At 30.6% G+C, this 24,290-nt stretch carries 23 protein-coding genes and 1 riboswitch; of the genes, 2 read left to right on the forward strand and 21 right to left on the reverse strand.

The window, feature by feature from the left end:
• The 7 genes from V6137_RS03115 to V6137_RS03145 all read right to left on the reverse strand — a co-directional run bounded on the left by V6137_RS03115 (position 1) and on the right by V6137_RS03145 (position 4,974).
• Positions 1 to 513 (reverse strand): hypothetical protein, encoded by a 513-nt coding sequence (locus tag V6137_RS03115; RefSeq protein WP_425446416.1) that lies wholly within the window; start codon positions 511 to 513, stop codon positions 1 to 3.
• A gap of 223 nt (positions 514 to 736) precedes the next feature.
• Positions 737 to 1,846 carry a tRNA 2-thiouridine(34) synthase MnmA gene (mnmA, locus tag V6137_RS03120; protein ID WP_425446417.1) on the reverse strand — a complete coding sequence of 370 codons (1,110 nt, stop codon included), beginning with the start codon at positions 1,844 to 1,846 and terminating at the stop codon, positions 737 to 739.
• 93 nt (positions 1,847 to 1,939) lie between these two features.
• Positions 1,940 to 2,446 carry a 4Fe-4S binding protein gene (locus V6137_RS03125; RefSeq protein ID WP_425446418.1) on the reverse strand — a complete coding sequence of 169 codons (507 nt, stop codon included), beginning with the start codon at positions 2,444 to 2,446 and terminating at the stop codon, positions 1,940 to 1,942.
• Positions 2,447 to 2,673: 227 nt separating this feature from the next.
• On the reverse strand, positions 2,674 to 3,036 hold the full coding sequence (locus V6137_RS03130) for a hypothetical protein (protein WP_425446419.1): 363 nt from the start codon (positions 3,034 to 3,036) through the stop codon (positions 2,674 to 2,676).
• 3 nt (positions 3,037 to 3,039) lie between these two features.
• Positions 3,040 to 4,290, reverse strand: coding sequence for an N-acetylmuramoyl-L-alanine amidase (locus V6137_RS03135; protein WP_425446420.1), 1,251 nt, complete (start codon positions 4,288 to 4,290; stop codon positions 3,040 to 3,042).
• Positions 4,291 to 4,547: 257 nt separating this feature from the next.
• Positions 4,548 to 4,712: a rubredoxin gene (locus tag V6137_RS03140; RefSeq protein ID WP_425446421.1), complete on the reverse strand. Its 165-nt coding sequence runs from the start codon at positions 4,710 to 4,712 to the stop codon at positions 4,548 to 4,550.
• Between the two features lie 82 nt (positions 4,713 to 4,794).
• A complete protein-coding gene (locus V6137_RS03145) occupies positions 4,795 to 4,974 on the reverse strand; it encodes a hypothetical protein (protein WP_425446422.1) in 180 nt (59 codons plus the stop codon).
• A gap of 208 nt (positions 4,975 to 5,182) precedes the next feature.
• Between V6137_RS03145 and V6137_RS03150 the strand changes: the two genes are divergently transcribed.
• Positions 5,183 to 6,052, forward strand: coding sequence for a radical SAM protein (locus tag V6137_RS03150; protein WP_425446423.1), 870 nt, complete (start codon positions 5,183 to 5,185; stop codon positions 6,050 to 6,052).
• 164 nt (positions 6,053 to 6,216) lie between these two features.
• Here V6137_RS03150 and V6137_RS03155 read toward each other — a convergent pair whose 3' ends face one another.
• The gene (locus tag V6137_RS03155; RefSeq protein WP_425446424.1) at positions 6,217 to 6,894 is read right to left on the reverse strand and encodes a metal-dependent hydrolase; all 678 of its coding nucleotides are present in this window, start codon (positions 6,892 to 6,894) and stop codon (positions 6,217 to 6,219) included.
• Positions 6,895 to 6,993: 99 nt separating this feature from the next.
• Positions 6,994 to 7,800 carry an inositol monophosphatase family protein gene (locus tag V6137_RS03160; RefSeq protein WP_425446425.1) on the reverse strand — a complete coding sequence of 269 codons (807 nt, stop codon included), beginning with the start codon at positions 7,798 to 7,800 and terminating at the stop codon, positions 6,994 to 6,996.
• Between the two features lie 214 nt (positions 7,801 to 8,014).
• Between V6137_RS03160 and V6137_RS03165 the strand changes: the two genes are divergently transcribed.
• Entirely contained in the window at positions 8,015 to 9,148 is a 1,134-nt protein-coding gene (locus tag V6137_RS03165) for an MFS transporter (RefSeq protein WP_425446426.1), read from the forward strand.
• Positions 9,149 to 9,197: 49 nt separating this feature from the next.
• Here the strand turns inward: V6137_RS03165 and V6137_RS03170 are convergent, their stop codons facing one another.
• The 12 genes from V6137_RS03170 to V6137_RS03225 form a co-directional block, all read right to left on the reverse strand.
• Entirely contained in the window at positions 9,198 to 11,306 is a 2,109-nt protein-coding gene (locus V6137_RS03170; protein WP_425446427.1) for a methyl-accepting chemotaxis protein, read from the reverse strand.
• 140 nt (positions 11,307 to 11,446) lie between these two features.
• A complete protein-coding gene (gene cobT / locus V6137_RS03175; RefSeq protein WP_425446428.1) occupies positions 11,447 to 12,496 on the reverse strand; it encodes a nicotinate-nucleotide--dimethylbenzimidazole phosphoribosyltransferase in 1,050 nt (349 codons plus the stop codon).
• Positions 12,497 to 12,601: 105 nt separating this feature from the next.
• Positions 12,602 to 12,789: riboswitch (cobalamin riboswitch) on the reverse strand.
• A gap of 121 nt (positions 12,790 to 12,910) precedes the next feature.
• A complete protein-coding gene (gene nagZ / locus V6137_RS03180) occupies positions 12,911 to 14,155 on the reverse strand; it encodes a beta-N-acetylhexosaminidase (RefSeq protein ID WP_425446429.1) in 1,245 nt (414 codons plus the stop codon).
• 128 nt (positions 14,156 to 14,283) lie between these two features.
• Positions 14,284 to 16,434, reverse strand: coding sequence for a methyl-accepting chemotaxis protein (locus V6137_RS03185; protein WP_425446430.1), 2,151 nt, complete (start codon positions 16,432 to 16,434; stop codon positions 14,284 to 14,286).
• A 491-nt stretch (positions 16,435 to 16,925) separates the two neighbouring features.
• Entirely contained in the window at positions 16,926 to 18,626 is a 1,701-nt protein-coding gene (ptsP, locus tag V6137_RS03190) for a phosphoenolpyruvate--protein phosphotransferase (protein ID WP_425446431.1), read from the reverse strand.
• 25 nt (positions 18,627 to 18,651) lie between these two features.
• Positions 18,652 to 19,377: a glucosamine-6-phosphate deaminase gene (gene nagB / locus V6137_RS03195; protein WP_425446432.1), complete on the reverse strand. Its 726-nt coding sequence runs from the start codon at positions 19,375 to 19,377 to the stop codon at positions 18,652 to 18,654.
• 90 nt (positions 19,378 to 19,467) lie between these two features.
• Positions 19,468 to 20,547 (reverse strand): DUF871 domain-containing protein, encoded by a 1,080-nt coding sequence (locus V6137_RS03200; protein WP_425446433.1) that lies wholly within the window; start codon positions 20,545 to 20,547, stop codon positions 19,468 to 19,470.
• An 18-nt stretch (positions 20,548 to 20,565) separates the two neighbouring features.
• Entirely contained in the window at positions 20,566 to 21,870 is a 1,305-nt protein-coding gene (locus tag V6137_RS03205; RefSeq protein WP_425446434.1) for a 6-phospho-beta-glucosidase, read from the reverse strand.
• Between the two features lie 40 nt (positions 21,871 to 21,910).
• The gene (locus V6137_RS03210) at positions 21,911 to 22,219 is read right to left on the reverse strand and encodes a PTS sugar transporter subunit IIA (RefSeq protein ID WP_425446435.1); all 309 of its coding nucleotides are present in this window, start codon (positions 22,217 to 22,219) and stop codon (positions 21,911 to 21,913) included.
• A 25-nt stretch (positions 22,220 to 22,244) separates the two neighbouring features.
• On the reverse strand, positions 22,245 to 23,534 hold the full coding sequence (locus V6137_RS03215; RefSeq protein ID WP_425446436.1) for a PTS sugar transporter subunit IIC: 1,290 nt from the start codon (positions 23,532 to 23,534) through the stop codon (positions 22,245 to 22,247).
• Positions 23,535 to 23,563: 29 nt separating this feature from the next.
• Entirely contained in the window at positions 23,564 to 23,878 is a 315-nt protein-coding gene (locus V6137_RS03220) for a PTS sugar transporter subunit IIB (protein WP_425446437.1), read from the reverse strand.
• A gap of 94 nt (positions 23,879 to 23,972) precedes the next feature.
• A complete protein-coding gene (locus V6137_RS03225) occupies positions 23,973 to 24,239 on the reverse strand; it encodes an HPr family phosphocarrier protein (RefSeq protein ID WP_425446438.1) in 267 nt (88 codons plus the stop codon).
• Between the last annotated feature and the right edge of the window lie 51 nt (positions 24,240 to 24,290).

The following is a 24,290-nucleotide window of genomic DNA, read 5'->3' on the forward strand; positions in this document are numbered from 1 at the left end:
CTATCTTAAACCTATCCCTTTATATTTATTTAATTCTTGTTTAAAAGTTTCAAGGGTATTATAAAGTCCTTCAAACAAATCCTCTTCTAATACATATTTATGGCCTTTTATAAAATCTAATAACCTATCTGTCAATTCTATATTTCCTTTAAAACTTTTTTCCATACTATGGTCGTAATTTGGATTAGCTTCTTTAAAAGCATGAAAATATAATGAAATTCCCCTTACTAATTTTTTTTCTTCAGGAGATAGCTTTTCCATTGTTAATCTCCAAGCCTTCCTAACATGTCCAGGTGCTGTCAAAGGTGGAAACCCCTTTATAGCTTTTTTTTGTTCTTTCAAAGTAAACTTATCAAGATCTACTCCTGCTTTTTTAAGTTTTTCATATAATATTTTGTCTTCCTCTTCATTAATTTTATCTATATCCATATTTTCAAATGAACTTTTTGTTTTATTAAATGTATTATTGATTTTATACATCACGTTGTCTGTAGGTTTTATACCACTTATCATTATTCCACCCCTTTTGAATACAAATAAATTTTGGAATGTGTATCAATATTACTTTTTCATGTAATTATTAAGTATTTTCTTTTTAACCTTATTTTATATTTATTTACAATGATATCAAACTATTTTTCCATATATAGTTATTCTATTGCCATACATAGCGTTTTTTTGGTTATAAATGTAAAAAGTTAGAAGTGCTTTTGTACTTCTAACTTTTATTTTATATTTATATTTCATTTTTATTTTTTAAAACCTTATCAATTATGCCTCCCCCTAAGCAAACCTCCCCATCATATAACACAACCGCCTGACCGGGGGTTATTGCCTTCTGAGGTTTATCAAATATTATTTTACATGTTGTATCTGATGTTACTTTTACCTTTACATCTTGATCTTTCTGCCTATATCTAAATTTAGCATTGCATTTAAATTCATTATCTATATCTTTATTACTTATCCAGTTAAAATCTGTGGCAATAAGTCCATAGGAATATAACTTAGGATTATTTGCACCCTGTACAACATATAATATGTTATTTTCAAGGTCTTTATCTGCAACAAACCAAGGTTCCCCTGTACCTCTTCCACCTATTCCCAAGCCTCGTCTCTGTCCTAATGTATAATACATAAGTCCATCATGTTTTCCTACTACTTCTCCTGTATATTTTCTTATCTCTCCCGGTTGGGCTGGAAGATAGTTACTTAAAAATTCTTTAAAATCCCTTTCTCCAATAAAACATATCCCTGTACTATCTTTTTTATTTGCAGTTTTAAGCCCTTTATTTTTAGCTATTTCTCTAACTTCAGATTTAGTTAATCCCCCCAAAGGAAACATAGATTTAGATAATTGGGTTTGATTTAAAGCACATAAAAAATATGTCTGATCCTTATTTTTATCAACACCTTTAAGCAATTTATATTCATCATTAGTATATTCAAGTCTTGCATAATGCCCTGTAGCCAAATAATCAGCTCCAATTTTTAAAGCATGGTCTAGAAAAGCTTTAAACTTGATTTCCTTATTGCACATAACATCTGGATTGGGAGTCCTGCCGTCTCTATATTCATTTAAAAAATATGTAAATACCTTATCCCAATATTCCCTTTCAAAATTAACAATATAATAGGGAATATCCAATTGATTACACACTGCCCTTACATCTTCATAATCTTCTTCGGCAGTACAATAGCCAAAGTTATTTTCCTCATCCCAGTTTTTCATAAATATACCCACTACATCATATCCCTGTTCCTTTAAAAGTAAAACTGCCACCGAAGAGTCTACTCCCCCTGACATTCCCACTACTACCTTGGTGTCTTTAGGCGATTTTTCCATATATAATACCTCCTAAATATCTATATATTATATATATTACCCTTTTACCTATTAATCTAATTCAAAAAAACTGCCTATTAATTAATAGGCAGTTTAAGCAGCTATTTTATTTTTCTTGTCTTTTTTCTTATTTTTAGAATCTTTAGCTTTTTTAATGAGTCCAGTTCCATGTCCCATTGGGCAAACTATACACCAACTTCTTGGTTTAAATATTATTCCCATCATTATTCCTACAATGAATGAAGCTCCCATAAATCTAAATAAACTAAATGCTATTTTATAAAAGTTTCCCTTGGCATGGATCATTGATACAGTTAATAAAGTTAACATTAATATTAGTAAAACATTTTTAGCCACTTTACTTCTCATCCATTTTGGCATAGTTTTGTTTAAACTAACCTTTTGTAAAAACTTACCTAAAAAAGATCCTCTAGGACAATAATGGGAACAATGAACCTTCCCCCTTCCTCTTAAAGCATGGTAAACTGGTGCACCCATGCATACAAATCCTAATATACCAAATCTAAAATCTAATATTGATAATACAAAGAAACTTACTATAAATATCCACGACCAACTCATATGAGATTTCTTTTTCATAAATATACACCTCCGCATCAATTGTTATATTCATATATTATGATATTACAATATATTAGTCAACAGTTTTTTATATAAACTTTTATTATATAGCATAACATATTTTATAGAAAAAAGGGGACTTTGTCGCTTCTTTGTTCTATGCAGGGTGCAAGGTGCAGAGAGTAGGCAATTGGTGACACATAAATATATTTAGGACTTCAATATATTGAAGTCCTAAATATACATTATAAATTCATATTATCAAAATTGACTTTCTTAAATTCATCATCATAGCCCAATAAACTTTTTCCGTTACTTAAATAATCTTTAAGAAATTCCACTGCTTCTTCTATCATGCTATCTATTTGCTTTCTTGTAAATATCAGTTGGACCATTATTGGTAACGTTTTATATATTTGTTCCACTACCCATGCATATTTTAACTCTCCAGTTCCCGAACCCAATAATTTCTCTGCCTGTATTACAAGGGATAGTATTACCTTTCTCACCGTATCTTCTTTTCCCTTTTTATATAGAAAAATTAGTGAAATCATAGCTATTAATATGACCACTATCGGAACCCAGTAACCTTTAATAAACTCTAGCATACATTACACCTCCGCAATCGTAGCTATTTTTTCAAGTTTATTCCTAAGTTCTCTAATGCTCTCTTTTAGAACTGCATTTTCTTTCTTACAGTTTTCATATAATACTTTATAATCGTTATATTCTACAGTAGTATTTAATAGTTTAGTAAGATAGTCCTCTATTATTGAAATACCGTATCTTGGGTCCGGTGCCCATTTCCCACCCAGTTGTTTTACATATTTAACTTTACCTGCCCAGCTTAATGATTTTACTACAAAATACCTATCATGGACTTTACCCACTGGTTCAATTCCAACATAAGCACACATATGGTTAAAGTGCCCCCTTACTCCATCATCTACTGTTAGAAATCTTTCATGATCCTTGCTTTGGTCACCGGTAGGATTCTTTACCTTTATACCTGCAAAATTATTCATATCCTCAGTGACAACACCTGTATATCTACCAAAGTTAGTTTCTTTCCCACTTTGACTATATAGTATATCTGCCCTTATTCCAGTTATCTCTCCATATTTAATGTATTTTTCTGCTGCTCCAATAAACTTTTCTGTAGCTTTATTGTTCCTTGCCCAATCTTGCATTTTTCTTAATGTAACCTCAGATTTACCTATTATTTTAGTATAATTTATATCTTTATTATAGGGATAATTTATATATTCACATACTCCAGCTACAACTGCCTCTGCATACTGCTGCCAATTATCCAATATTCTTTTAGAATCTTCCCTATTACTTGCAAATCCATACTCAACAATTACTGTCTCAACATTTCCTGTTAGTCTATTCATATAATAATAGTCTTTTCCTGGCATATTAGGATGGGTTTTAGAAAACACTCTTCTTCCCTTAGCCCCCATAACTTTTAACTCTTCCATAATTAAACCGGCTAATGTACCATCTGTATATATAGAGTGAATTATTTCCACCCCTTGGGCCGACTTATTATAGGCGCTGTTTATATGATTTGATATACATATCTCCGCTCCCGATCCCCTTACTTTTTTTGTTCGTTCTTCTTGACTTAAATAAATATCTCTTTTTCTTGTCATTTCTACATTTATGCCTAAATCTTTAAAACGTTCATATTGATACAATGAAATTTTAAGATTCATATCCTTCTCTTTCCAATATTCATTATTGCCACCACCGGGATCTTTTCCTCCGTGACCTGGATCTATTATTATTTTCACAAAATCACCTCTTAAATTGACTTTGTCCACATTATTTTTCACTGTCACTATATTAATATTCATTTCAGACTTTATTGTGTATGTCCTGTTTGTTAATACTTATATATATTAATTTTAAAGTTTTTACTATATATTTAGTATTATGCCTTTAAAACTTAGTGCAAAGTGCAAGGTACAGGGAGCAGGGAGCAGGGCTTTTTTTTAAAAAAGTAAGACATGGAGATATCTCCATGTCTTACTTTTTTATTGTTTATGATAACCCTGTACTCTAAACTTTGCGCCCTGCACTGAGCAAAAAAGGGCCAAAGGCACTTTTGCTCTTAATCTCTTCTTTCAACGAATGCCATTTTCGGTTCGTTACAAGTTGGGCACTTCCAAAATTCCGGTAAATCATCAAAGGCTGTGTTAGGCTCTATATCTTGAGTTTTATCTCCTCTTGTTGGTCGATAAATATAGCCACACACAGTACATTTATATTGTTTCATATAATGTCTCCTTTCTTATAGACTATATCTATATATACCACAAACCTAGCCATATTAATAATATTTTTACTTTTACTAAAATTTATACTTCTTTAATATATTTTATAGAGGATCTTATTATATAGTATATATCATTTTCAGTTTTTAATTTACAAGCCTCAGTTTCTCCATTTGTTAGCCAATTTAAAAAGAATCTTCCTTGATCATTATTCACTTCAAAAACCTTTTCATCCCCATCAATAAATTCTATCAATAACTTCATATCATATTCTCCCTTCTAATCAATTTATGTTTATTTTATCAGTATATAATAGATTTTAGCAACCTATAGAACAAAGGCGCCGTTGGCGCTTCTTTGTTCTTGCAGGGTGCAAGTACAAAGAACAGGGATATATTAATAATAAAATTTATAAATAGCCTATAATATATGATAAAATAAGTGTTATAAAATTATATAAGGAGATGATAGTATGCATTATGAAGGTGCTTTATATAGGCCTCCCAGCGAAGCTAGAAGCATTATTATTCAAGCTACCATAGGGTGTGCCCATAACAAATGTACTTTTTGTAGTATGTATAAAGATAAAAAGTTTCGTATTAGAAATTTAGAAGATATATTAGCAGACTTGCATCTTGCTAGAAAACAATATAAAAGAGTAAAAAGAATCTTCTTGGCAGATGGTAATGCCCTTATCATAAAAAAGGAAATATTAAAATATATACTAAAAGAAATTAAACAATTATTTCCAGAATGTGAAAGGGTAGGGGTATATGGTGCTCCAAAGGATATATTAAGAAAAAATGTAGGGGACCTAAAGGAACTCAACCAACTTGGATTAAAGATAATATACCTTGGTCTAGAATCCGGTAGTGATAAGATTTTAAATAGAATAAAAAAAGATGTAACCCCTGATGAAATGGTTAAAGCAGGAAATAAAGTTATGGACGCAGGAATAAAATTATCAGTTACAGTTATTTCTGGGTTAGGTGGTAAAAAACATTGGAAAGAACATGCTTTAGAGTCTGCAAAAGTTTTAAATAAAATAAATCCTGATTACCTAGGACTACTCACATTACTTATTCAAGATAATACAGATTTAAATAAAGAGATAAAAGATAACAAATTTGAATTATTAAGTCCTAAAGAAGTTCTTTTGGAAACAAAGACTTTTATAGAAAATTTAGAGCTTACAAACTGTATATTTAGAAGTAATCATCCTTCAAATTATGTTTCCCTTGTTGGTAATTTATCAGATGATAAGAATTTATTACTAGAAGAAATCAATATAGCTCTTAAGGAAAACTTTGATTATAAAGACGAATTATATAGAAGACTTTGAATAAAGGCGCCTTTGGCGCTTCTTTGTTCTGTACAGAGTGCAGGGGACAGGGTACAGAAAAGGTATTTTTACTCACTTTGTTCGTAAAAAATTATATATTAAATCGGCTTTAGCCGATTTATACCTTAATTGTCCACTGTCCATTGCCAATTGTCAACTATATATTATAGTTCCATGCTCTCCCCATATCCTAATACTTTCACATCTGCATCTTTAACTTTATTTTTAAACTCTTTAGGATCTGCCTTTATTACTTCAAATGTGTTATAATGCATTGGAATTACTACATCCGGTTTCACAAACTCCACTGCCCTAACTGCATCATCAATATCCATTGTAAAGTTTCCACCTATAGGCATTAATGCCACATCTATTTTTTCACTTTCCAATAGTTTCATATCCATAGTGAGCCCCGTATCTCCGGCATGATATAATTTCTTATCATCTATTTCTATAACAAAACCACATGGATTTCCTCCATCATAGAACATCCCATCTTTAAAGTAACCTGAACCATGAAGTGCTGGAGTCATTTTAACCATTCCAAAGTCAAACTTAGTTCTTCCCCCTACATGCATTGTATGTACATCTAAGCCTTCATTTCCTAAGTAATTACCAATCTCAAAGTTACATATAACCTTAGCATTGGCACTTTTAGCTATTGCTACTGTATCTCCCAAATGATCTCCATGACCATGGGTTACAAATATATGGGTTATATCTTGTAACTCTTTAGCCTCTAACGGTGCATTAGGATTTCCACTAATAAAGGGATCTATTAATGCCTTAAAATCTCCTTTTTCAATTAAAAAAGCTGAATGTCCTAGATACTTTATTTTCATTTTAAATACCCCCTGTTTTTATAATATTTTTCTCTCTTATTTTATTTTTTATCAGCCTATTTTGCAAATTAATATACTCTTAGACTAAAGTTTAATCTACTAAGAAAATGTGGTTAAATCTTCTTCATAGCTTAAATTGTTTATTTCATCATAAATTTTATTACATATATCTTTATTGCCTGCAACTATGGAATGCTCTCTTTTATTTGGTATATATTTAATTTTCCCCCCTGCTTCTTCTATCATTAAGGAAGCAGCTGCAATATCCCATATGCTTAGTTTTAATTCCCAATATCCATCTAACCTTCCCGCTGCAACATTGGCTAAATCATAGGCTGCAGCCCCCATTCTTCTTATTCCTTTTACTTTCGGTACAAAATTAGAAAAATAATTCACATTATTATCATCATCTTCTGCTCTGTCATAGGGAAAACCAGTAGCTAATACACAGTATCTTAAATCTCTTCTATCATTTACTTTTAACCTTTTTCCATTTAAATAAGCCCCTTCTCCTTTAATTGCTTGAAACATTTCGTCCAGCATAGGTAAATAAACTACCCCCAAAACAGTCTCTTTCTTATATTGTAAAGCTATGGATATTGCAAAAATAGGTAGTCCTTGGGCATAATTAATGGTACCATCCAATGGATCTATTATCCACATGTATTCTGTATTCTCTTTATCTTTCCCAGCCTCCTCTGATAAAATGCCATGTTCTGGATATCTTTCCCTTATCCTATCTATAATATATTTTTCAGACATCTCATCTACTTCTGTTACCAAGTCTATTTCTGTAGTTTTACTACTTATCTTTAAGTCCTGTTTCCCAAAGTTATCTTTTTGAATTTCTCCAACTTCTCTAGCCCAATCTTTTACTTCTTCCAAAGTTTTATTTAAGTTAATCACCAAAATACCTCCTAGTTTCTTATTGGTCTACCGGAGAATGAATTCCCCTCTACCTATTATAATTTACAGTTGACAGTTGACGAGTTACAGTTAAATGTAATTTCACTCAATATATTCTTAAAACATTATATTTATTTTTATAATTATAATATAAATTTTATCAAAGTAAATACTAAGATTGACATTAATTAAATTTTATCTTCTGGAGGATTATATGAAAAAGTTAATTAAACCATCAATATTATCCCTTTCATTATTAATAATTATAACAGGGTCCGCCCTTTCCCCTGCCCTTGGAGAAATAAAAAAATCTTTCCCTGCTATAGATGAAAACATAGTTAAATTAATATTAACATTACCATCTATTATAATAATACCATTTAGTTTATTATCTGGTAAATTATCATTAACTATTTCAAAGAGAAAGATAATAATATTAGCTATTATACTCTATGTAATAGGGGGTGTTGGGGGAGGGTGTTGTAATAATCTTTATGTTATATTAATTTTTAGGGCTATAATTGGAATAGGCGCAGGTCTATTACTCCCTTTATCTAGATCATTGATTGCAGACTTTTATACCGGTAACAGACGAACTAATCTGATGGGTGTATCAAATGCTGTTTCTAATCTAGGAGCAGTAGTTGCCACACTGATCAGTGGATTTTTGGCTTCAATAAATTGGAGATATACTTTTTTAGTATATTTGATAGGTATATTTGTTTTGGTTTTAGTCATAGTAGGTTTACCGGAACCTCCAAAAAGAAAAGAAAACAAAAATAATATAAAATCAATAAACCATAGGGTATTGTTAATATCAATCCTCACCATATTATTAAACATTGGATTTTACTGTTCCGTTACTAATATAGCCATATTTTTAGAAAGTAAAAATATAGGTAGTTCTAATACTGCTGGTATGGCCATGTCTAGCCTTACTCTGGCTGGTTTTTTAGGTGGCATAATCCTTGAAAAAATATCAAGGGCCTTAAGAGGTTTTAGAATTTCCATAAGTCTATTAATAATGTCAATAGGATTTATAACTTTAAAATATACATCAAATATATATACAGTTTTACTTTCTATGTTTATGATTGGTTTTGCCCAGGGAATAATTAAACCAATAATATTTTTAAAAGTAACAAAGGTCACACCGAAATTTTCAAATTCTTTTTCCATATCTATTATAAGTAGCTCTGTATTTTTAGGAAAATTCTTATCTCCTATAGTTTTGGATATCATCGGAAATCTATTTAATAATAATTCCATAGGTTTTTTGTTTTTCTTTACAGGAATTTCAATATTATTTAGTAGCTTTGTTTTCTTTATAATAAAAATAAAACACTAAGGTCTGGACATGTCCAGACCTTAGTAAAAATAAATAACTATTATATTTCTTATAACTTAAATTTATCTACATTCTCTATAAGTTTATTAATTAATTCTTTTGTATCCTTTACATGATCATTTATTTTATATATGGAGGATAACTGTTCGTCAACACTTGCTGTTACTTCTTCAGTACTAGCAGATGTTTCTTCAGTTACAGCCGAAATATTATTTATAGCACCTATTATATCATTTTTACTATCTTCAATATTTTGTGCATAATTTTCAACCATATTCATATTATCTACTAATATCTCTAACGAACTGGCTGTACTTTTAAATATTTTTTCTGTATCCATTATTGACTTGGTTTGATCCTGCTGAGTAGTCTTTACATCTTCCATTGTTATAACAGCACTATCTGACCTTTCTTGTATATCAACTATCATCTGATTTATTTCACCGGTAGCCCTAGAAGTTTCTTCTGCTAATTTTCTTATTTCATCTGCTACTACCGCAAAGCCTTTTCCAGCCTCTCCAGCTCGAGCTGCTTCTATCGATGCATTTAATGCCAATAGACCAGTTTGTTCAGCTATACTATTTATAAGGGTTATAATACCCTCTGTATTTTTAGCATATTCATTTACATCATTTATTATATTATTAACTTTTTTTGCTTTTTCAGTGGTTTCGTTGGTTTTCTCATTTAATATTTTTATCTTATCAAGCCCTTCCTTACTTAAATCATTTGTTTCTTTTGTTATGCCATATACTTGGGTTATTAAATCAGTTGTTTTCTTAATACTACCTCCCAAGTCGCTGGTCTTTGTGGCAACAATTTCTGTATCCTTAGCCTGTTCAGAAGTACTTATTGCAACTTGTTCCATTGCATCACTTATCTCTGACATCGAGTTTTTCGACCTCTCAGCTATATCTTCTAAATCATTTGATTGGGTTACCACCGTCATAGATGAGTTTTTAACATTATTAGCTAACTCCTTTATATTTCTAATCATATTATTATAGCTATTTGATAATTTGGCAAACTCATTTTTTCCCTCTATATCAGACAGTGCAGTTAGATCCCCTTGCTCTGCTCTTTTCATTAAAGCTATTAGTTTTTTTATTGGTGTAGTAATACTTCTAGTAATAAAATATATTAATCCTATTGAAACTAGTAATGTAATAACTATAAATACTACTATAATTTTTAATTGATTATTATATGACTCTAGTATTTTATTAGCAGGTATATTGGTTCCAAAATACCAACTAGAATCCAACTCCTCAAAATCAATAGGGATATATATCTCTAATCCTTGATCATCGTCAAACAAGGAAAACATCTGATTTTTCTTAAGTTTGTCCATGGCTTCACTTGGAACATAACCTTTCCCAAAAGCATCTTCCATTATTAGGTTTTTATCTAGTCCATTTCCTATAAACTTTCCAGCATCAGACATAATGAATGCATAACCATCTAAGTTATTTATATTTTCTATTTTAGTAACTATTTCTTGTATACTATCTAGTTTAATATCTGCCGTTACAACACCTAAAAATTTATTATTGTTATCTATTATTGGATAAGAAATTGTCGTCATTAAAACATCTACCCCATTAACTGGATATATGTATGGTTCTGTTAAAATAGGTTTCTTAGTACTTTTAGGTACTAAATACCAATTTCCATCCCCTTCCACATCATATCCCACTAAGGGCTCTACAGCTACTTTACCATTTCCGTCTTTGTATATATAAGGTAAAAACCTTCCATTATCATCACTACCAGTTTTACTGTCACCAATAAACATACTATCTTGTCCATCAAATCCATTAGGTTCAAAACCTATCCCATGGGCAACTATATTTGTATTTGACTCTAGACTCTTTTCTACCAATTTTATTATTACCTCTCTATTTACATCATCCTTTTCTGCTAAAATACTTATATTATCAGCCAAATGACCCACTGACTCTCTTATTACTTCCATTTCTTTTAATATTACCTGTGATTCAACCTTTGAAGTCTGTATTACTCTTTTCTCCGTTTCATCGATAGTGGTATCCTTTAAACTCGATAACATGAAAATTTCTGTCAAAAGAAATAAGGTCATAATAAGAACTGCTAAAATCACAAGCTTACTACTTGTTTTTAAATCTAATATTTTTTTCAAAATTATCCCTCCCATTTTATTTGATTAATAAATTTATACCCTATACTATTTACTATTCTACATTTTCCTCTTATGACCTTCTAAATTTCGACATTTTTCATCATTTAACTTTGTCAATATTAGGATTTTTATGCAATTATTTAAACTACACCTATTCCTGCCTCTTTAAATGTAATCATTTCGTTATTCATATATGTAGCCGCTTCTATTATATTAAAGGCAAGTACACCTCCACTACCTTCTCCTAACCTCATATTCATATCTAGCATAGGTTTTAACCCTAATATTTCAGAAGCATATTTTGCACCCTTTTCCTCAGAACTATGGGAAGGTATCAGATATTCCTTTACCTTTGGCTCTATTCCATAGGCAATTAATGCTGCCACGGTACATATAAAGCCATCTATGACAATGGGAACTCTATTGGCTGCGCAAGCTAACATAACCCCAGCCATACCTCCTATTTCTAAACCTCCAACCTTAGATAATACATCTATTGTATCTTCCTTTATTGGTTTATTAACCTCTATAGCCCTCTTTACACAGTTTATTTTATTTTTCAGTTTATCCATTGGTAAATTGGCCCCCACCCAAGTTACTTCCTTTGGATCCATTCCTGTTATGGCAGATACTATTGCTGCACTGGGGGTTGTATTTCCAATCCCCATCTCTCCAGTGGTTAAAATATTTTTACCCTTCTTAATTTCTTCTGTTGCCACCAATATTCCAGTTTCAATTGATGTTATTGCTTCTTTTCTAGTCATGGCTGGACCCTTAGTTATATTTTCAGTTCCATGCTTTATTTTTTTATTTATTATTTTATCATTATTTATTTCTCCATCTATACCTATATCAACAACTACCACATCTGATTTTGCTTGTTTAGCCATGGCACATACCCCAGTTAGACCCTTTGTCATATTAATGGCCTGCATCAAAGTTACTTCTTTGGGAGCAGCTGCAATCCCCTCTTCACAAACTCCATGATCAGCCGCCATAACTATTACTGATTTGTTATCTACCTTAGGATACATATCACCGGTTATTCCTGCTAGTTTAATAACTATATCCTCTAGCTTACCTAAGCTTCCAACTGGTTTTATAAGATTATCCACCCTATTTTTACATTTCTCCATGATTTCCCTGTCTACACCTTTAATCTTTTTAATAGTTTCATTTAATAAGTTCATTTTTTAACCCCTTTCTAAATAATTATTATGAAGTTTATATATAAAAAAGTCCGTAGTCTATTTACTGTACAGCAAATAGACTACGGACTTTACCATTACCCATAGAATATACATAAACCATAGGCAGGTCTCCTGACTTAGCTTCATCACATTTGTATATCTTCCCTAGTAATCCTAAGTGATATTTATACAATGCTCCCCTTTACAGTGGCGGGACCGTTGAAGACTTTCACTTCATTCCCTATTCTTCTTAATTAATTGATAGAAATTCTAACTATGAACAATTAATTAAGACACCTATAGTTATTTTTTCTTTTTTCAAGATTATTATAGCAACATATATTATATTTGTAAATATTTTTATAAATTATTTTTATTATTTCATTTATAACTTCACTTAAAGAAAATGATAGCCTACTTATCCTTTAAAATATTTATTATCCTTCTATTATTATTATTTATTCTCTCTATATCTACATACTCCTTCTTATCATTTGACAAGCCATATTTAGATTTCAGTTTAAGTATTCTATAAACACTTTTATTAATTCTCTCTATAGGTATATTCTCAGCTTTTACTTCTTCCTTTATAATATCAAAGGCTTTGATCTGTTTATTATAACTGTGGCATATCAATAGTATATCATTTCCCCCATCTATGGCTTTTAAAACCGTTTCTTCTATAGAGTAGTTATCAGTAATTGCATCCATTTCTAAATCATCAGTTATAATAACCCCTTTAAATCCCAATTTTCCCCTTAACAATTCAGTAATTACTTTCTTTGATAAGGTAGCAGGCTTATCATCTATTTTCGATAATAATATATGTGCTATCATTACCATATCAGCTCCATTATCTATGGCTCTTTTAAAAGGAATTAGTTCAAATTTACTCAGACTTTCTATATCCTTTTTTATAATTGGTAACCCCATATGGGAATCAACACTGGTATCCCCATGACCTGGAAAGTGCTTTATAACCGGTATTATTCCTTTACTCTGTAGCCCTTTCATCTTAGATATTCCAAATTCACTGACAATTTTTTCATTCTTACCAAAGGCCCTATCTCCAATAACCTTATTTTCTTTATTACTAAATATGTCTATCACCGGTGCAAAATTTAGATTAAATCCATAGGATTTTATTTCTTGTCCTATTGCACTCCCTACATCATAAGCTAGGTCTTCATTGCCTCCATATCCTATTTCAATATTACTGGGAAAATTAATGATATCTTTCGGCATCCTATTAACCCTTCCCCCTTCTTGATCTACTGCTAAGAATAAGGGGATATTATTTTTATTTTCTTCTTTTATGCTATTTAATAAATCTACCAGTTGATCAGAGCTTTTTATATTCCTATTAAATAAAATAAGACCTCCTATATTATAATCTTTTATTAAAGTTTTTACTTTTTCGTCTACATTATAACTACTAAAACCAGCTATGATCATTTGTCCTATTTTCTCATCTAGTGTCATATTATCTAGCTTATTTTGTATTTTATCTTCAGTAATATTTCTATCTTCTTTTTGTTTATTCTCTATTTCTGTGGGTTTAGTAATGTTATCCTTTATTTTATTTAATTTATTATTTTCTCTATTACAACCTATCAATAGAAATACAATTATAATAATAAATATAGCTATCCTTTTCATATTATTTACAACCCCTATCTTTCCATATACTTTATGGTAAACGTGCTTTTAAACATTATAAATCAATTAACAAAGAAAATAATAAGATAGAAAATTTTCTATCTTATTATTTTAAATCCTTATTTTTATTATATCTTAAATTTAGAAACTATGTCTTTTAATTTTTTAGCACTACTTATATTTTCTTCTGTGCTTTGCTGTACATTGGAAACCTTTGACACCATGTTTCCAGTCCTACCTGCAATGTCTTCAACTCCACTTGCTCCCTCATTCACTGTATCAGAAACACCGTCTATGGATATGGTTATATTTTCAATCGAATTCTTAAGTTTTCCTGTGGTTTCATCAAAGGTTGTCATAAGGTTGTTAAAGTAATCTGCATCTCCATGATACTGTTTAGCTACTTCAATCAATGATCGGTAGTCTTTGTTTACATCGTTTTCTACAAAATCTAGTATTTCCTTAGAACTATTAACTAGATTTTTAACCAGTTGATTTACCATCTCAACCACCTGCTGTATATCTGTTATATTTTCCGAAGATTGTACTGCAAGCTTTCTAATCTCTTCTGCAACAACTGCAAAACCTTTACCACTTTCCCCTGCTCTAGCAGCTTCTATGGCAGCATTTAATGCAAGTAAATTTGTTCTTTCAGTAATTTCTAATATGTTATCTGCAAGGGTATTTATTTTTTCTACATCTTTAGCTTTATCTATTGCAACATCTAATTCAGCCTTTACATCATTGTAGACACTATTGGCCTTTTCAACAGAAGACATTGTATTATCTTTTAAGTCATTAGCCTTATTTTTTATTTCCAAAGATAATCTGGCCCCTTCTTCAGATTTTTGTCTAATAGATTTTACCTCTTTCTCAATTTCTATAGTTGATTCATTTATCTGCTGGGAAGATGCTGAAGTTTCCTCCATTCCAGCAAGTAACTGTCCTGTTATTTCCGATGTTTCCTTTGCATCAGTATTCAAATCATCTGTCAATTTATTAACATTAGCTGCATTCACCTCTATATTATCAGATGTGTCAGTCAATTGCACAACAAACTGATATAGATTATCTCTAAGTTTAGTTACAGCCCTTGATATGGTTCCAATCTCACTTTTAGAATTATTTAAATAATCATACTCTCCATTATCCGTTAATTGGAAACTTGCAGTTTTATTAATAAGTTCAGTTAATTTATCTAAAGGTTTTGAAATAGACCTTCCAACAAATAATCCTATCAATATAGTAATTATAATACCTACCCCTATCACAATTACAAGAGTTTTAATCATACTATTTATAAGGGAATATACTTCCCTTTTAGGAACTGTTAACATAACTATCCAACCATTTGACATTTTTGTATATCCCATTAGTTTCTCTTTATCCTTTAAACTATACTCTATAATCCCAGCTTCTTTTTTATCGATTTTATCGGCTATAGAGCTTAATTTTCCCTTTTCCACATTTCTAAGATTTGGTTTCTTTTCTTCTTTATTTTCTTCTTTAGCCTTTTCTTCATCTTTTTTTTCTTCATTATCATCTAAAGGTGCATATTCCTGATGTATTAGAAAATCATATTTACTATTTAACAAAGAAGCATATCCACTATCATATATTTTTAAGCCCTTTATCTTTTCTTTTAAATCAGAACAACTAACATCTATTCCTACCCCACCTATTAGTTTTCCATCTACATAAATAGGCTCTGTATATGATACCATGTATATATTGTGGGTTGAGTCCTTATAGGGGTCTGTCCAAATCCCCCCCTCTGTATCTATAGCTTCTTTATAAGGAAAAATTGCAGCATCATAGTCTTTTTTATCATAATAAACTGCATTTATTAACTCAAACTTCCTTTTATCATCGTCTTTAGAGTCAGCAAAATAAGCATCATAACCAGTCCCTGCTAATTTAGGATTTAATACGAAGTAAACCCCCTGTATAAGCTCTGAATCATTGCCAAAATCAGAAAGTATACTTAAGATACTCCTACTATGTTCTTCATCTATATATTTTTTAGGACTTTCTTTTAACTTCTGCAAATCTGTAATATTACCTATGGTTCTACCTAAAGAACCTACTGTCATTTCTAATGATTTAAAATCCTTATCTAAATCATTTTTATATCTTTCCACCATATTTATCAATTTATCCTTTGATTCAGACCTTATGTACCTTGAAGATTGATATAAACTTATACCACCTATACTAGCTGATAATAATAAACAACATAATATAATTACTAAAGTTATTTTGTATCCTATTTTTCTCATGTTCTCCCTCCAATGTCAATATACTTAAGTCGAAAAATATATTTTTATGTCATGGTATCCTCCTCTCCATTATGCCTTTTCTTACCAAATAGTACTATTGTACTATATTTATCGACACATTCTATGTATTTTTTAGCAATTTCTATCCTTTTTTAGAATAGGAACTTTAAATACACCCGTATTTTTTTCTTTCTTTATATAATAAAACTATAGAATAATTTAATCATTAACATATATAATTTATAATTCATATAATATACTACAAAAGATAAGTATATTAAAGTTCCAGAAAGGGGGCTATTTTATGGCTGAAGCAACAGGTGGAGCTTTAGGATGTGGAGGAGTAGATAGTAGCTTATTATTCTTTTTCTTGCTATTAGTAATCCTATTCTGCTACCCTTACTATGGTTTTGGATGCTAATATATAATATAAAAAATCCAGGGTTGATATCAACCTTGGATTTTTTTATATTATATATCAGATAAGGGCACTATTTAATATTTTTGTTTATATATCTTAACACTTCATCTCCACCGGATAAATCTAAAACATTTAATGCATGCTCTTCCATAGATTTTTTATCTAAACTAGTGATACTATCTCTTACCTTTAATACTGAAGAAGGACTTACACTAAATTCATCTAAGCCAAGCCCCAAAAGAATAGGCACAAGCTTCGTATCACCTGCAACTTCTCCACACATCCCTACCCATATATTATTTTTATGTCCATTCTCAATAATCATCTTAATAAGCCTCAAAAGGGCTGGATGATATTGACAGTACAGTGGGGATATCCTCTCATTTAATCTATCCACTGCAACGGTATATTGTAATAGATCATTGGTTCCTATACTAAAGAAATCTACTTCCTTGGCTAGTTTGTCAGAAATTAGAGCTGCCGATGGTATTTCAATCATTATGCCTACTTCTATATTTTTATTATAATTTATATTTCCCTTACTAAGTTCATTTATAGCTTCCTCTAAAATCTTTTTAGCACTTCTTATTTCACCAACACTTGAAATCATAGGGAACATTATTTTAATATTCCCATGGGCGCTTGCCCTAAGTATAGCCTTTAATTGAGTTTTAAAAATATCCCTATTTTCTAAGCAGTAACGTATTGCTCTAAATCCTAAAAAAGGATTATCTTCTTTAGGTAAATTTAAATAGGGTATTTCCTTATCTCCACCTATATCTAGAGTTCGTATTATTACAGGCTTCCCTTCCATTTTCTCTGCAACAAGTCTATATTTATCATATTGTTCTTCCTCCGTTGGTAGACTATGTCTATTCATATATATAAACTCTGTTCTAAATAGTCCTATTCCTTCACCATCATTTCCTATAACATAATCTAAATCATCTATAGATCCAATATTACAGCCTATACTAACTTGAAATCCATCCTTTGAAACTGATTTAGTACCTATTAGGTTTTTAATCTTTTTTCTATACTTTTCATATTCTATCTTTCTTTTCTCATACATATCTATTATTCTTTTTTCTGGATTTATATGAAACTCTCCAGTTTCTCCATCCATAGCTATAATGTCTTCATTTTCTAAATCTCTTAAAATTTTTCCTACTCCCACTATAGCTGGAATATTAATATTTCTAGACATAATAGCTGTATGGGATGTTTTTCCACCTATTTCTGTAATAAAACCCCTAACTCTGTCTTTAGGTATGTTAATAGTTTCTGATGGTGTTAAATCTTTGGCGATAATAATAGCTCCTTCTTCTATTTCATTAAAGTCTACCCCTCTTTTTCCCAATAGATTTCTTACTAATCTATTTGATACATCTTTAAAATCTGCCTTTCTCTCTTTAATATAATCATTATCCAAATTGCCTAATAAGTCCATAAAGAACTCTATAACTTCTTTTATTGCCCACTCTGAATTTATATAATTCATCTCTATTTTCTCTTCAACTTGACCTATAAACTCAGGGTCTTCTAATATTAATTTATGGGATTTAAATATATTAGCTTCTTCTTTTCCAATATCCTTCTTTGTCTTTTCTATTAATTCTTCAATTTGACTTTTAGAATTACATAATCCCTTATGAAATCTTTTGATTTCTTCATTTACATTATCTATGTTATATTTTTTAATATCAATATCATCTTTTTTTATATATGCTTTACCAATACTTATTCCCGGTGATGCTCCTATACCCTTCATAAAATTCATCCTTCCTATGTTAATACTACAACATATATCCTGCCTCTTTATCAACTATAACTGTAACATCTGGATGCAATTGTAAAACAGATGCAGGTAGTTTAGGGGTTATCTTTCCATAAATCATTTCATATATAACCTTACCCTTTTCTTCTCCACTTGCTAATAATATTATCTTTTTTGAATGCATTATGGTTTTTATTCCCATACTTATAGCCATTTTAGGTACTTCCTCTATAGAGCTGAAAAATCTGGAGTTAGAATCTATAGTTTCTTTATCTAATTTCACCAAGTGTGTTAATGCCTCAAATTTCAAATCAGGCTCATTAAATCCTATATGGCCATTTTTCCCTATACCTAAAAGTTGAAGATCTATACCTCCAGATTTTTTTATTTTATTTTCATATCCATGACATTCCCTCTGAATATCATCTGTTTTTCCATTGGGTATATTAATATTATTTTTAGATATATCTATATAATTAAATAACTTATCATACATAAAGTAAGAATAACTTTGTTTATCCCCTTTATCTAATCCATAATATTCATCAAGATTGAATGTTATAATATCTTTAAAGCTAATAATACCTTCGTTGTACATCCGTACCAACTCTCTATAAGTTCCAATGGGAGTAGAACCTGTGGCAAGTCCCAAAACACTCTCGGGATTTAATATAACCTGACTAGCTATAATACTTGCAGCCTTTTTACTTAGTTTATCATAGTCTTTAGCCCTTATAATTCTCATCTTATCTCTCCTCTCTAAAGGAAGAAATATTAGGATAATCTCCCCTTAAAGTTTAAACTATCATAAAAACTCTTATATTTATAGATTTTCTTATTTGAATTTAAATTTTTGCCATGGTTTAATATAATCCAATAAGTATAGTTCTTCTTTAGATATTCTTCCCACTACATTGGTTCTACCACTATTTTTCATACCCTTTAAAGCTATCTGTAATTCCCCTTTATATCTTTTATAAAGGGAGCTTTCTATTAAAATATCTCCCCTTTTAATATCAATGGGATTAAATATGGGAAAATTATGTTCTTCATATTTAACTCTACTTTGTGTGGACCTTATCATATATTCAGATATATCTCCCCTATTAAAATGTAACTCTTCCAGTACTATTTTCCTTTCTATATCAGAAATTTTATCAACTAATTCCACATTAAATTCAATCATATCTTTGTTTAACTCTCCTAATTTATGAAGTTCTTCCTCTGACGCAAAACAATTAGCTATAATAACATCATCTATTAATCCTGTATTAAATAAATCTTTAGCTTGAACCTCTATGGGTAAGTTTCTATGTTCCTCTAGTGTACATAAGCCTTCATTTACTGGCCAAGGACCGAAGCTAGCATTCCTTGAGGATATAAAAGCCGCTGTCCTTATATTTTCTTTTTTAAAACTCTCTGAACACTTTATAAAATGATCCCTTGATATTCCTGTATAGACATGGGGATAAAAGTTATGACTCCCTATTAGATTTTCTGTTTTAGGTCTATAGGACAATATATTTTCTAAATATTTAGTTCCACCACTCATATTAATCTCTATCTTTAAATCATATGGATTAAATGTCATTATACTCTCTTCATTACCTGTAAATCCTAAATCCAATCTTATACCATATAGCCCTATTCCTTTGAAAAAACTTAAATCTTTATAGTTTATATCTAAATCTTTAAAGACATCTGGACTAACATCTGCTATTATATCCATCCCTAATTTTTTCCCATAATCTACAATTTCTTTAAACTCATTTATTATCTTTTTTTTATCTCCCTTTACAGATAGTAAACAGGTAAAAACCCTTGTAAACCCATTTTTAGCTGCAAGAGATAGATAATCTTTATTCTCCTTTAAACTTGCATTTTCTGGATATATTGAAATTCCCAATTGTTTCATTTTATTATTCCCCCGATTTTATTTAAACTGTGGTAAATAGTATTTATTAGCCAATATAATATCATCAAATATTTTTTTAGCCACTGTAAAGGACGGAACTAAAGGATTAGTTGATAATCCTAGAACCCCTTTATTGTAATCTCCAAAGACTGCCGATTCCACTGTTAATAACTCATAACTTTTTACTACTTCAACTAAACCCTTTATTCTATTTGACATCCTTCCTACAGATATAGGTTTAGCCCCACTTTTATTTATTAAACAGTTTATTTCCACTACAATGTCCTCAGATAAATTTGATATGGCCCCTTCATTTTTAACATTTACCGTATGTATTTCATCTTTGTCATTATATATAGCACTTATAAGTGATATTGCAGCATCTGAATAATAGGAACCACCTCTCTTTTCCAATTCCTTGGGTTTTGTGTCGAGATTGGACTCTTTATATCTTTCAAAAAGTTTTTTCTCAATATCCATAACCTGTTTTGCCCTTGTACCAATTGTATCACTATTTTCTTTCTCTTCTTTTAATATTTCATCTGTCATATAATAATACTTATGATATGGACAAGGGATCATTTCTAAGGATTTTATAAGCTTACTATCCCATTTAAGATCAGGAATATTTCTCATAGTGAAAGATTCTCCTTCAGATATAATATCTAATACCTTGTTAGTAACATCTCGACCTTTAAGGTATACTTTGTTTCCATATACCATATGATTAAGGCCTAAAAAATCTATTTTAATGTTATTGCTATTGGCATCTAAAATTTTTGAAATATTATTTTTCATAGTTATAGGTACATTACATAACCCAATAGTTTTTACATTTGTATGTTTTAATACTGCCTCTGTTATAATACCTGCTGGATTAGTAAAATTAATGAGCCAAGCATTACTAGCTAATTCTTCTATATCATTACATATATCTAAAATAACGGGAATAGTCCTTAATGCCTTGGCAAATCCCCCTGGTCCCGTTGTCTCTTGACCTATAACATCATATTTAAGGGGCAATTTTTCATCTAAACTTCTAGCCTTTAATCCACCCACCCTAAATTGTGTTATAACAAAATCAGCATACTTTATGGCTTCTCTTCTATTTAGAGTGGTGTAAACTTTTATGTCTAGTTTAGCTCTTTTTATCATTCTTTTAGTTAAATCCCCTATTATATCTAATTTTTCTTTACCTGCCTGTATATCTACTAGCCAAATACTTTCCACTGGCAGCTCACTAGATCGTTTTATGATTCCATCTATTAATTCAGGAGTATAACTACTGCCTCCACCTATTACAGCTATTTTTAACCCACTCAAACTATTTCCTCCTTATTAAATAACAGAATAGGCAAAGGGCCTATTCTGTTATTTTTTTATATAATTCCACTATCTCCATAGCCAAATCCTTAATGGTAATTGCATTCATCAGGTGATCCTGAGCATGTATCAGTAACAATGATGTCTCCACTTTGCCTCCATCAGCTTCATTCTGAATTAATTTTGTCTGCTCTTTATGGGCTAGTTTTAAATCTTCTTCTCCACTTTCTATTGAATTCTTTAGCTTATCTATTTCTCCTTTTTTAGCATGCTGTATAGCCTCCATAAAAGAACTTTTAGCATTACCACTATAGGTTATTATTTTAAAAATTATTTGTTCAAGTTCCATAATATCTCTCCTGTCATTTTCTATTCTATGCTTCTTCTTTAGCCTTTTTCCTTTCTGATCTTTCAGATAAAACTATGAATGGGAAATAGCACAATACAGCTATCCCTAGGTTAAATAACTGTAGTACTATTCCTCGCCATGATGCCACAGCTAGATATCCTCCTAGTATTGGTGGTGTGGTCCATGGAACCATGGCGATTGTACGGGGTACTAGTCCCGATGCTATTGCCCCATAGGATATTATTGTCAGTACAACGGGTATAAATATAAATGGAATTATAAACATTGGATTTAATACTATGGGAAGACCAAACATTACAGGTTCATTTATATTAAATATCCCCGGTGCAAATCCCAGATTCGCTGTACTTAATAAACGTTTACTTCTATATTTCTTTCTTAATGATGCTATGTATATGGCTATTAGTAAAGATATAGTAGTTCCAGATCCACCCATATACACAAATACATCAAAGAATGGCTTTGTAACAATATTAGGAATGTCTATACCTGATTGTAATGCTGCCATATTAGCCTCTAATGCTGGTAAGTATACACTTTGCATTATTGGTTCTAGTATGTTTGAACCATGAAGTCCAAAGAACCATAATAAGTGATTTGAAAATGCTATAGTTATGGCAGACCAAATTGATTGACCTAGGTTTGATAAAGGTCCTTGTATAGCTTCAAATATGGCTTGATGAATATTAGCTATTCCAGCTGCAACGGTTCCTATTCTAATAAACGAAAATACAGCTATTGTTATCATACCTGGAAGCAATGCTGCAAATGATTTAGCCACTGCCGGTGGTACTCCACTGGGCATCTTTATGTTTAATTTCTTATTCCCTAATAATCTAGTGAATATCTCAGTAGAAATTATTGCAACTATAATAGATACAAATAAACCTTGGGCCCCAGTCCATGCATAGGGTATAGCCCAAGCCCCTTCAGCCCCTGCAGTTATTGTCATAAGTGATGCAAAACTAACTATTCCTGCTGCCAATGGATCTGAATCATATGATTTTGCTAAACTATAAGCTATTGTAAATATAATTAATAATGACGTTACCGCAAAGGTACCATTCCATATGTTGCCACCAAAACTAGTCCATTTGTCAGTAAATATTTTTTGCATAAAATTTTGATAAGCTTCATTCGGAAAATTATTAACAAGAACAGCCAAAGACCCTGCTATGATTAATGGCATAATAGTAACAAATCCATCTCTAACTGCTACTAAATGTCTTTGGGAACCAATTCTTCCTGCAACAGGAACAAATTTTTCCTCTAAAAACTTTATAATCTTTTCCACAATAAATCCCCCTCATTTAACAACTAATTTTAACTATTGTTCTCAATTAATTTTAAAGCTTGGTTTAAAACTGCTTCCCCATTCATAGTGCCATAATTTATACTATCGATTACAGCTACTGGTACCCCCTTTGGTTCTAACCTTTTTTTCATTTTAGAAAGTAAATATCTTACTTGAGGACCTAATAATAATACTTCAATATCATCTTCATATTTTTTTGCATCAGCCTCTGCAACTGCAAAGACCTTAACATTTACTTCCCTCTTAGCCGCTGCTGATTGCATCTTAGTTACTAATAAACTAGTTGACATTCCTGCTGAACAAACTAACATTATTTGTTTCACAATCCCACTCCTCCCTTAAATAATCTATAATATAAACTAACTTTATATAAAAACCCCCTCCTTTCAGTTAAAATATGAATATATAAATAAAACTTTATTCATTAACAAGTTGATTAACAAATAAATCTTCTAAATCATAAATTGCTTCCACTTCATCTTCCCCCTCGGTAATTATTACTAGTTCATCCCCTTTATCTGCTCCTATACTTAAAACCCCCATTATACTTTTACAATTAATGGTTTTATCTCCTTTCTTTATAGATATATTAGAAGAATATTTATTGGCAGTATTAACTACTAAACTGGCTGGCCTTGCATGTAAGCCTGATACACTATTTACTTTTACATTTATTTTTTTCATACAAATACCTCCCTTACACTTTATATAATTGCAATATGTATGCCAACTTTG

Origin of the sequence: Dethiothermospora halolimnae (assembly GCF_037577855.1) — a bacterium.
In the GTDB taxonomy this organism is placed as follows: domain Bacteria; phylum Bacillota; class Clostridia; order Tissierellales; family VENL01; genus Dethiothermospora; species Dethiothermospora halolimnae.

Bases quoted from the DNA above. Each gene is read 5' to 3' on its own strand.
- V6137_RS03115 (WP_425446416.1), bottom strand. From the start codon at position 513: ATGATAAGTGGTATAAAACCTACAGACAACGTGATGTATAAAATCAAT.
- mnmA (WP_425446417.1), bottom strand. From the start codon at position 1,846: ATGGAAAAATCGCCTAAAGACACCAAGGTAGTAGTGGGAATGTCAGGG.
- V6137_RS03125 (WP_425446418.1), bottom strand. From the start codon at position 2,446: ATGAAAAAGAAATCTCATATGAGTTGGTCGTGGATATTTATAGTAAGT.
- V6137_RS03130 (WP_425446419.1), bottom strand. From the start codon at position 3,036: ATGCTAGAGTTTATTAAAGGTTACTGGGTTCCGATAGTGGTCATATTA.
- V6137_RS03135 (WP_425446420.1), bottom strand. From the start codon at position 4,290: ATGAATATTAATATAGTGACAGTGAAAAATAATGTGGACAAAGTCAAT.
- V6137_RS03140 (WP_425446421.1), bottom strand. From the start codon at position 4,712: ATGAAACAATATAAATGTACTGTGTGTGGCTATATTTATCGACCAACA.
- V6137_RS03145 (WP_425446422.1), bottom strand. From the start codon at position 4,974: ATGAAGTTATTGATAGAATTTATTGATGGGGATGAAAAGGTTTTTGAA.
- V6137_RS03150 (WP_425446423.1), top strand. From the start codon at position 5,183: ATGCATTATGAAGGTGCTTTATATAGGCCTCCCAGCGAAGCTAGAAGC.
- V6137_RS03155 (WP_425446424.1), bottom strand. From the start codon at position 6,894: ATGAAAATAAAGTATCTAGGACATTCAGCTTTTTTAATTGAAAAAGGA.
- V6137_RS03165 (WP_425446426.1), top strand. From the start codon at position 8,015: ATGAAAAAGTTAATTAAACCATCAATATTATCCCTTTCATTATTAATA.
- cobT (WP_425446428.1), bottom strand. From the start codon at position 12,496: ATGAACTTATTAAATGAAACTATTAAAAAGATTAAAGGTGTAGACAGG.
- nagZ (WP_425446429.1), bottom strand. From the start codon at position 14,155: ATGAAAAGGATAGCTATATTTATTATTATAATTGTATTTCTATTGATA.
- V6137_RS03185 (WP_425446430.1), bottom strand. From the start codon at position 16,434: ATGAGAAAAATAGGATACAAAATAACTTTAGTAATTATATTATGTTGT.
- ptsP (WP_425446431.1), bottom strand. From the start codon at position 18,626: ATGAAGGGTATAGGAGCATCACCGGGAATAAGTATTGGTAAAGCATAT.
- nagB (WP_425446432.1), bottom strand. From the start codon at position 19,377: ATGAGAATTATAAGGGCTAAAGACTATGATAAACTAAGTAAAAAGGCT.
- V6137_RS03200 (WP_425446433.1), bottom strand. From the start codon at position 20,547: ATGAAACAATTGGGAATTTCAATATATCCAGAAAATGCAAGTTTAAAG.
- V6137_RS03210 (WP_425446435.1), bottom strand. From the start codon at position 22,219: ATGGAACTTGAACAAATAATTTTTAAAATAATAACCTATAGTGGTAAT.
- V6137_RS03225 (WP_425446438.1), bottom strand. From the start codon at position 24,239: ATGAAAAAAATAAATGTAAAAGTAAATAGTGTATCAGGCTTACATGCA.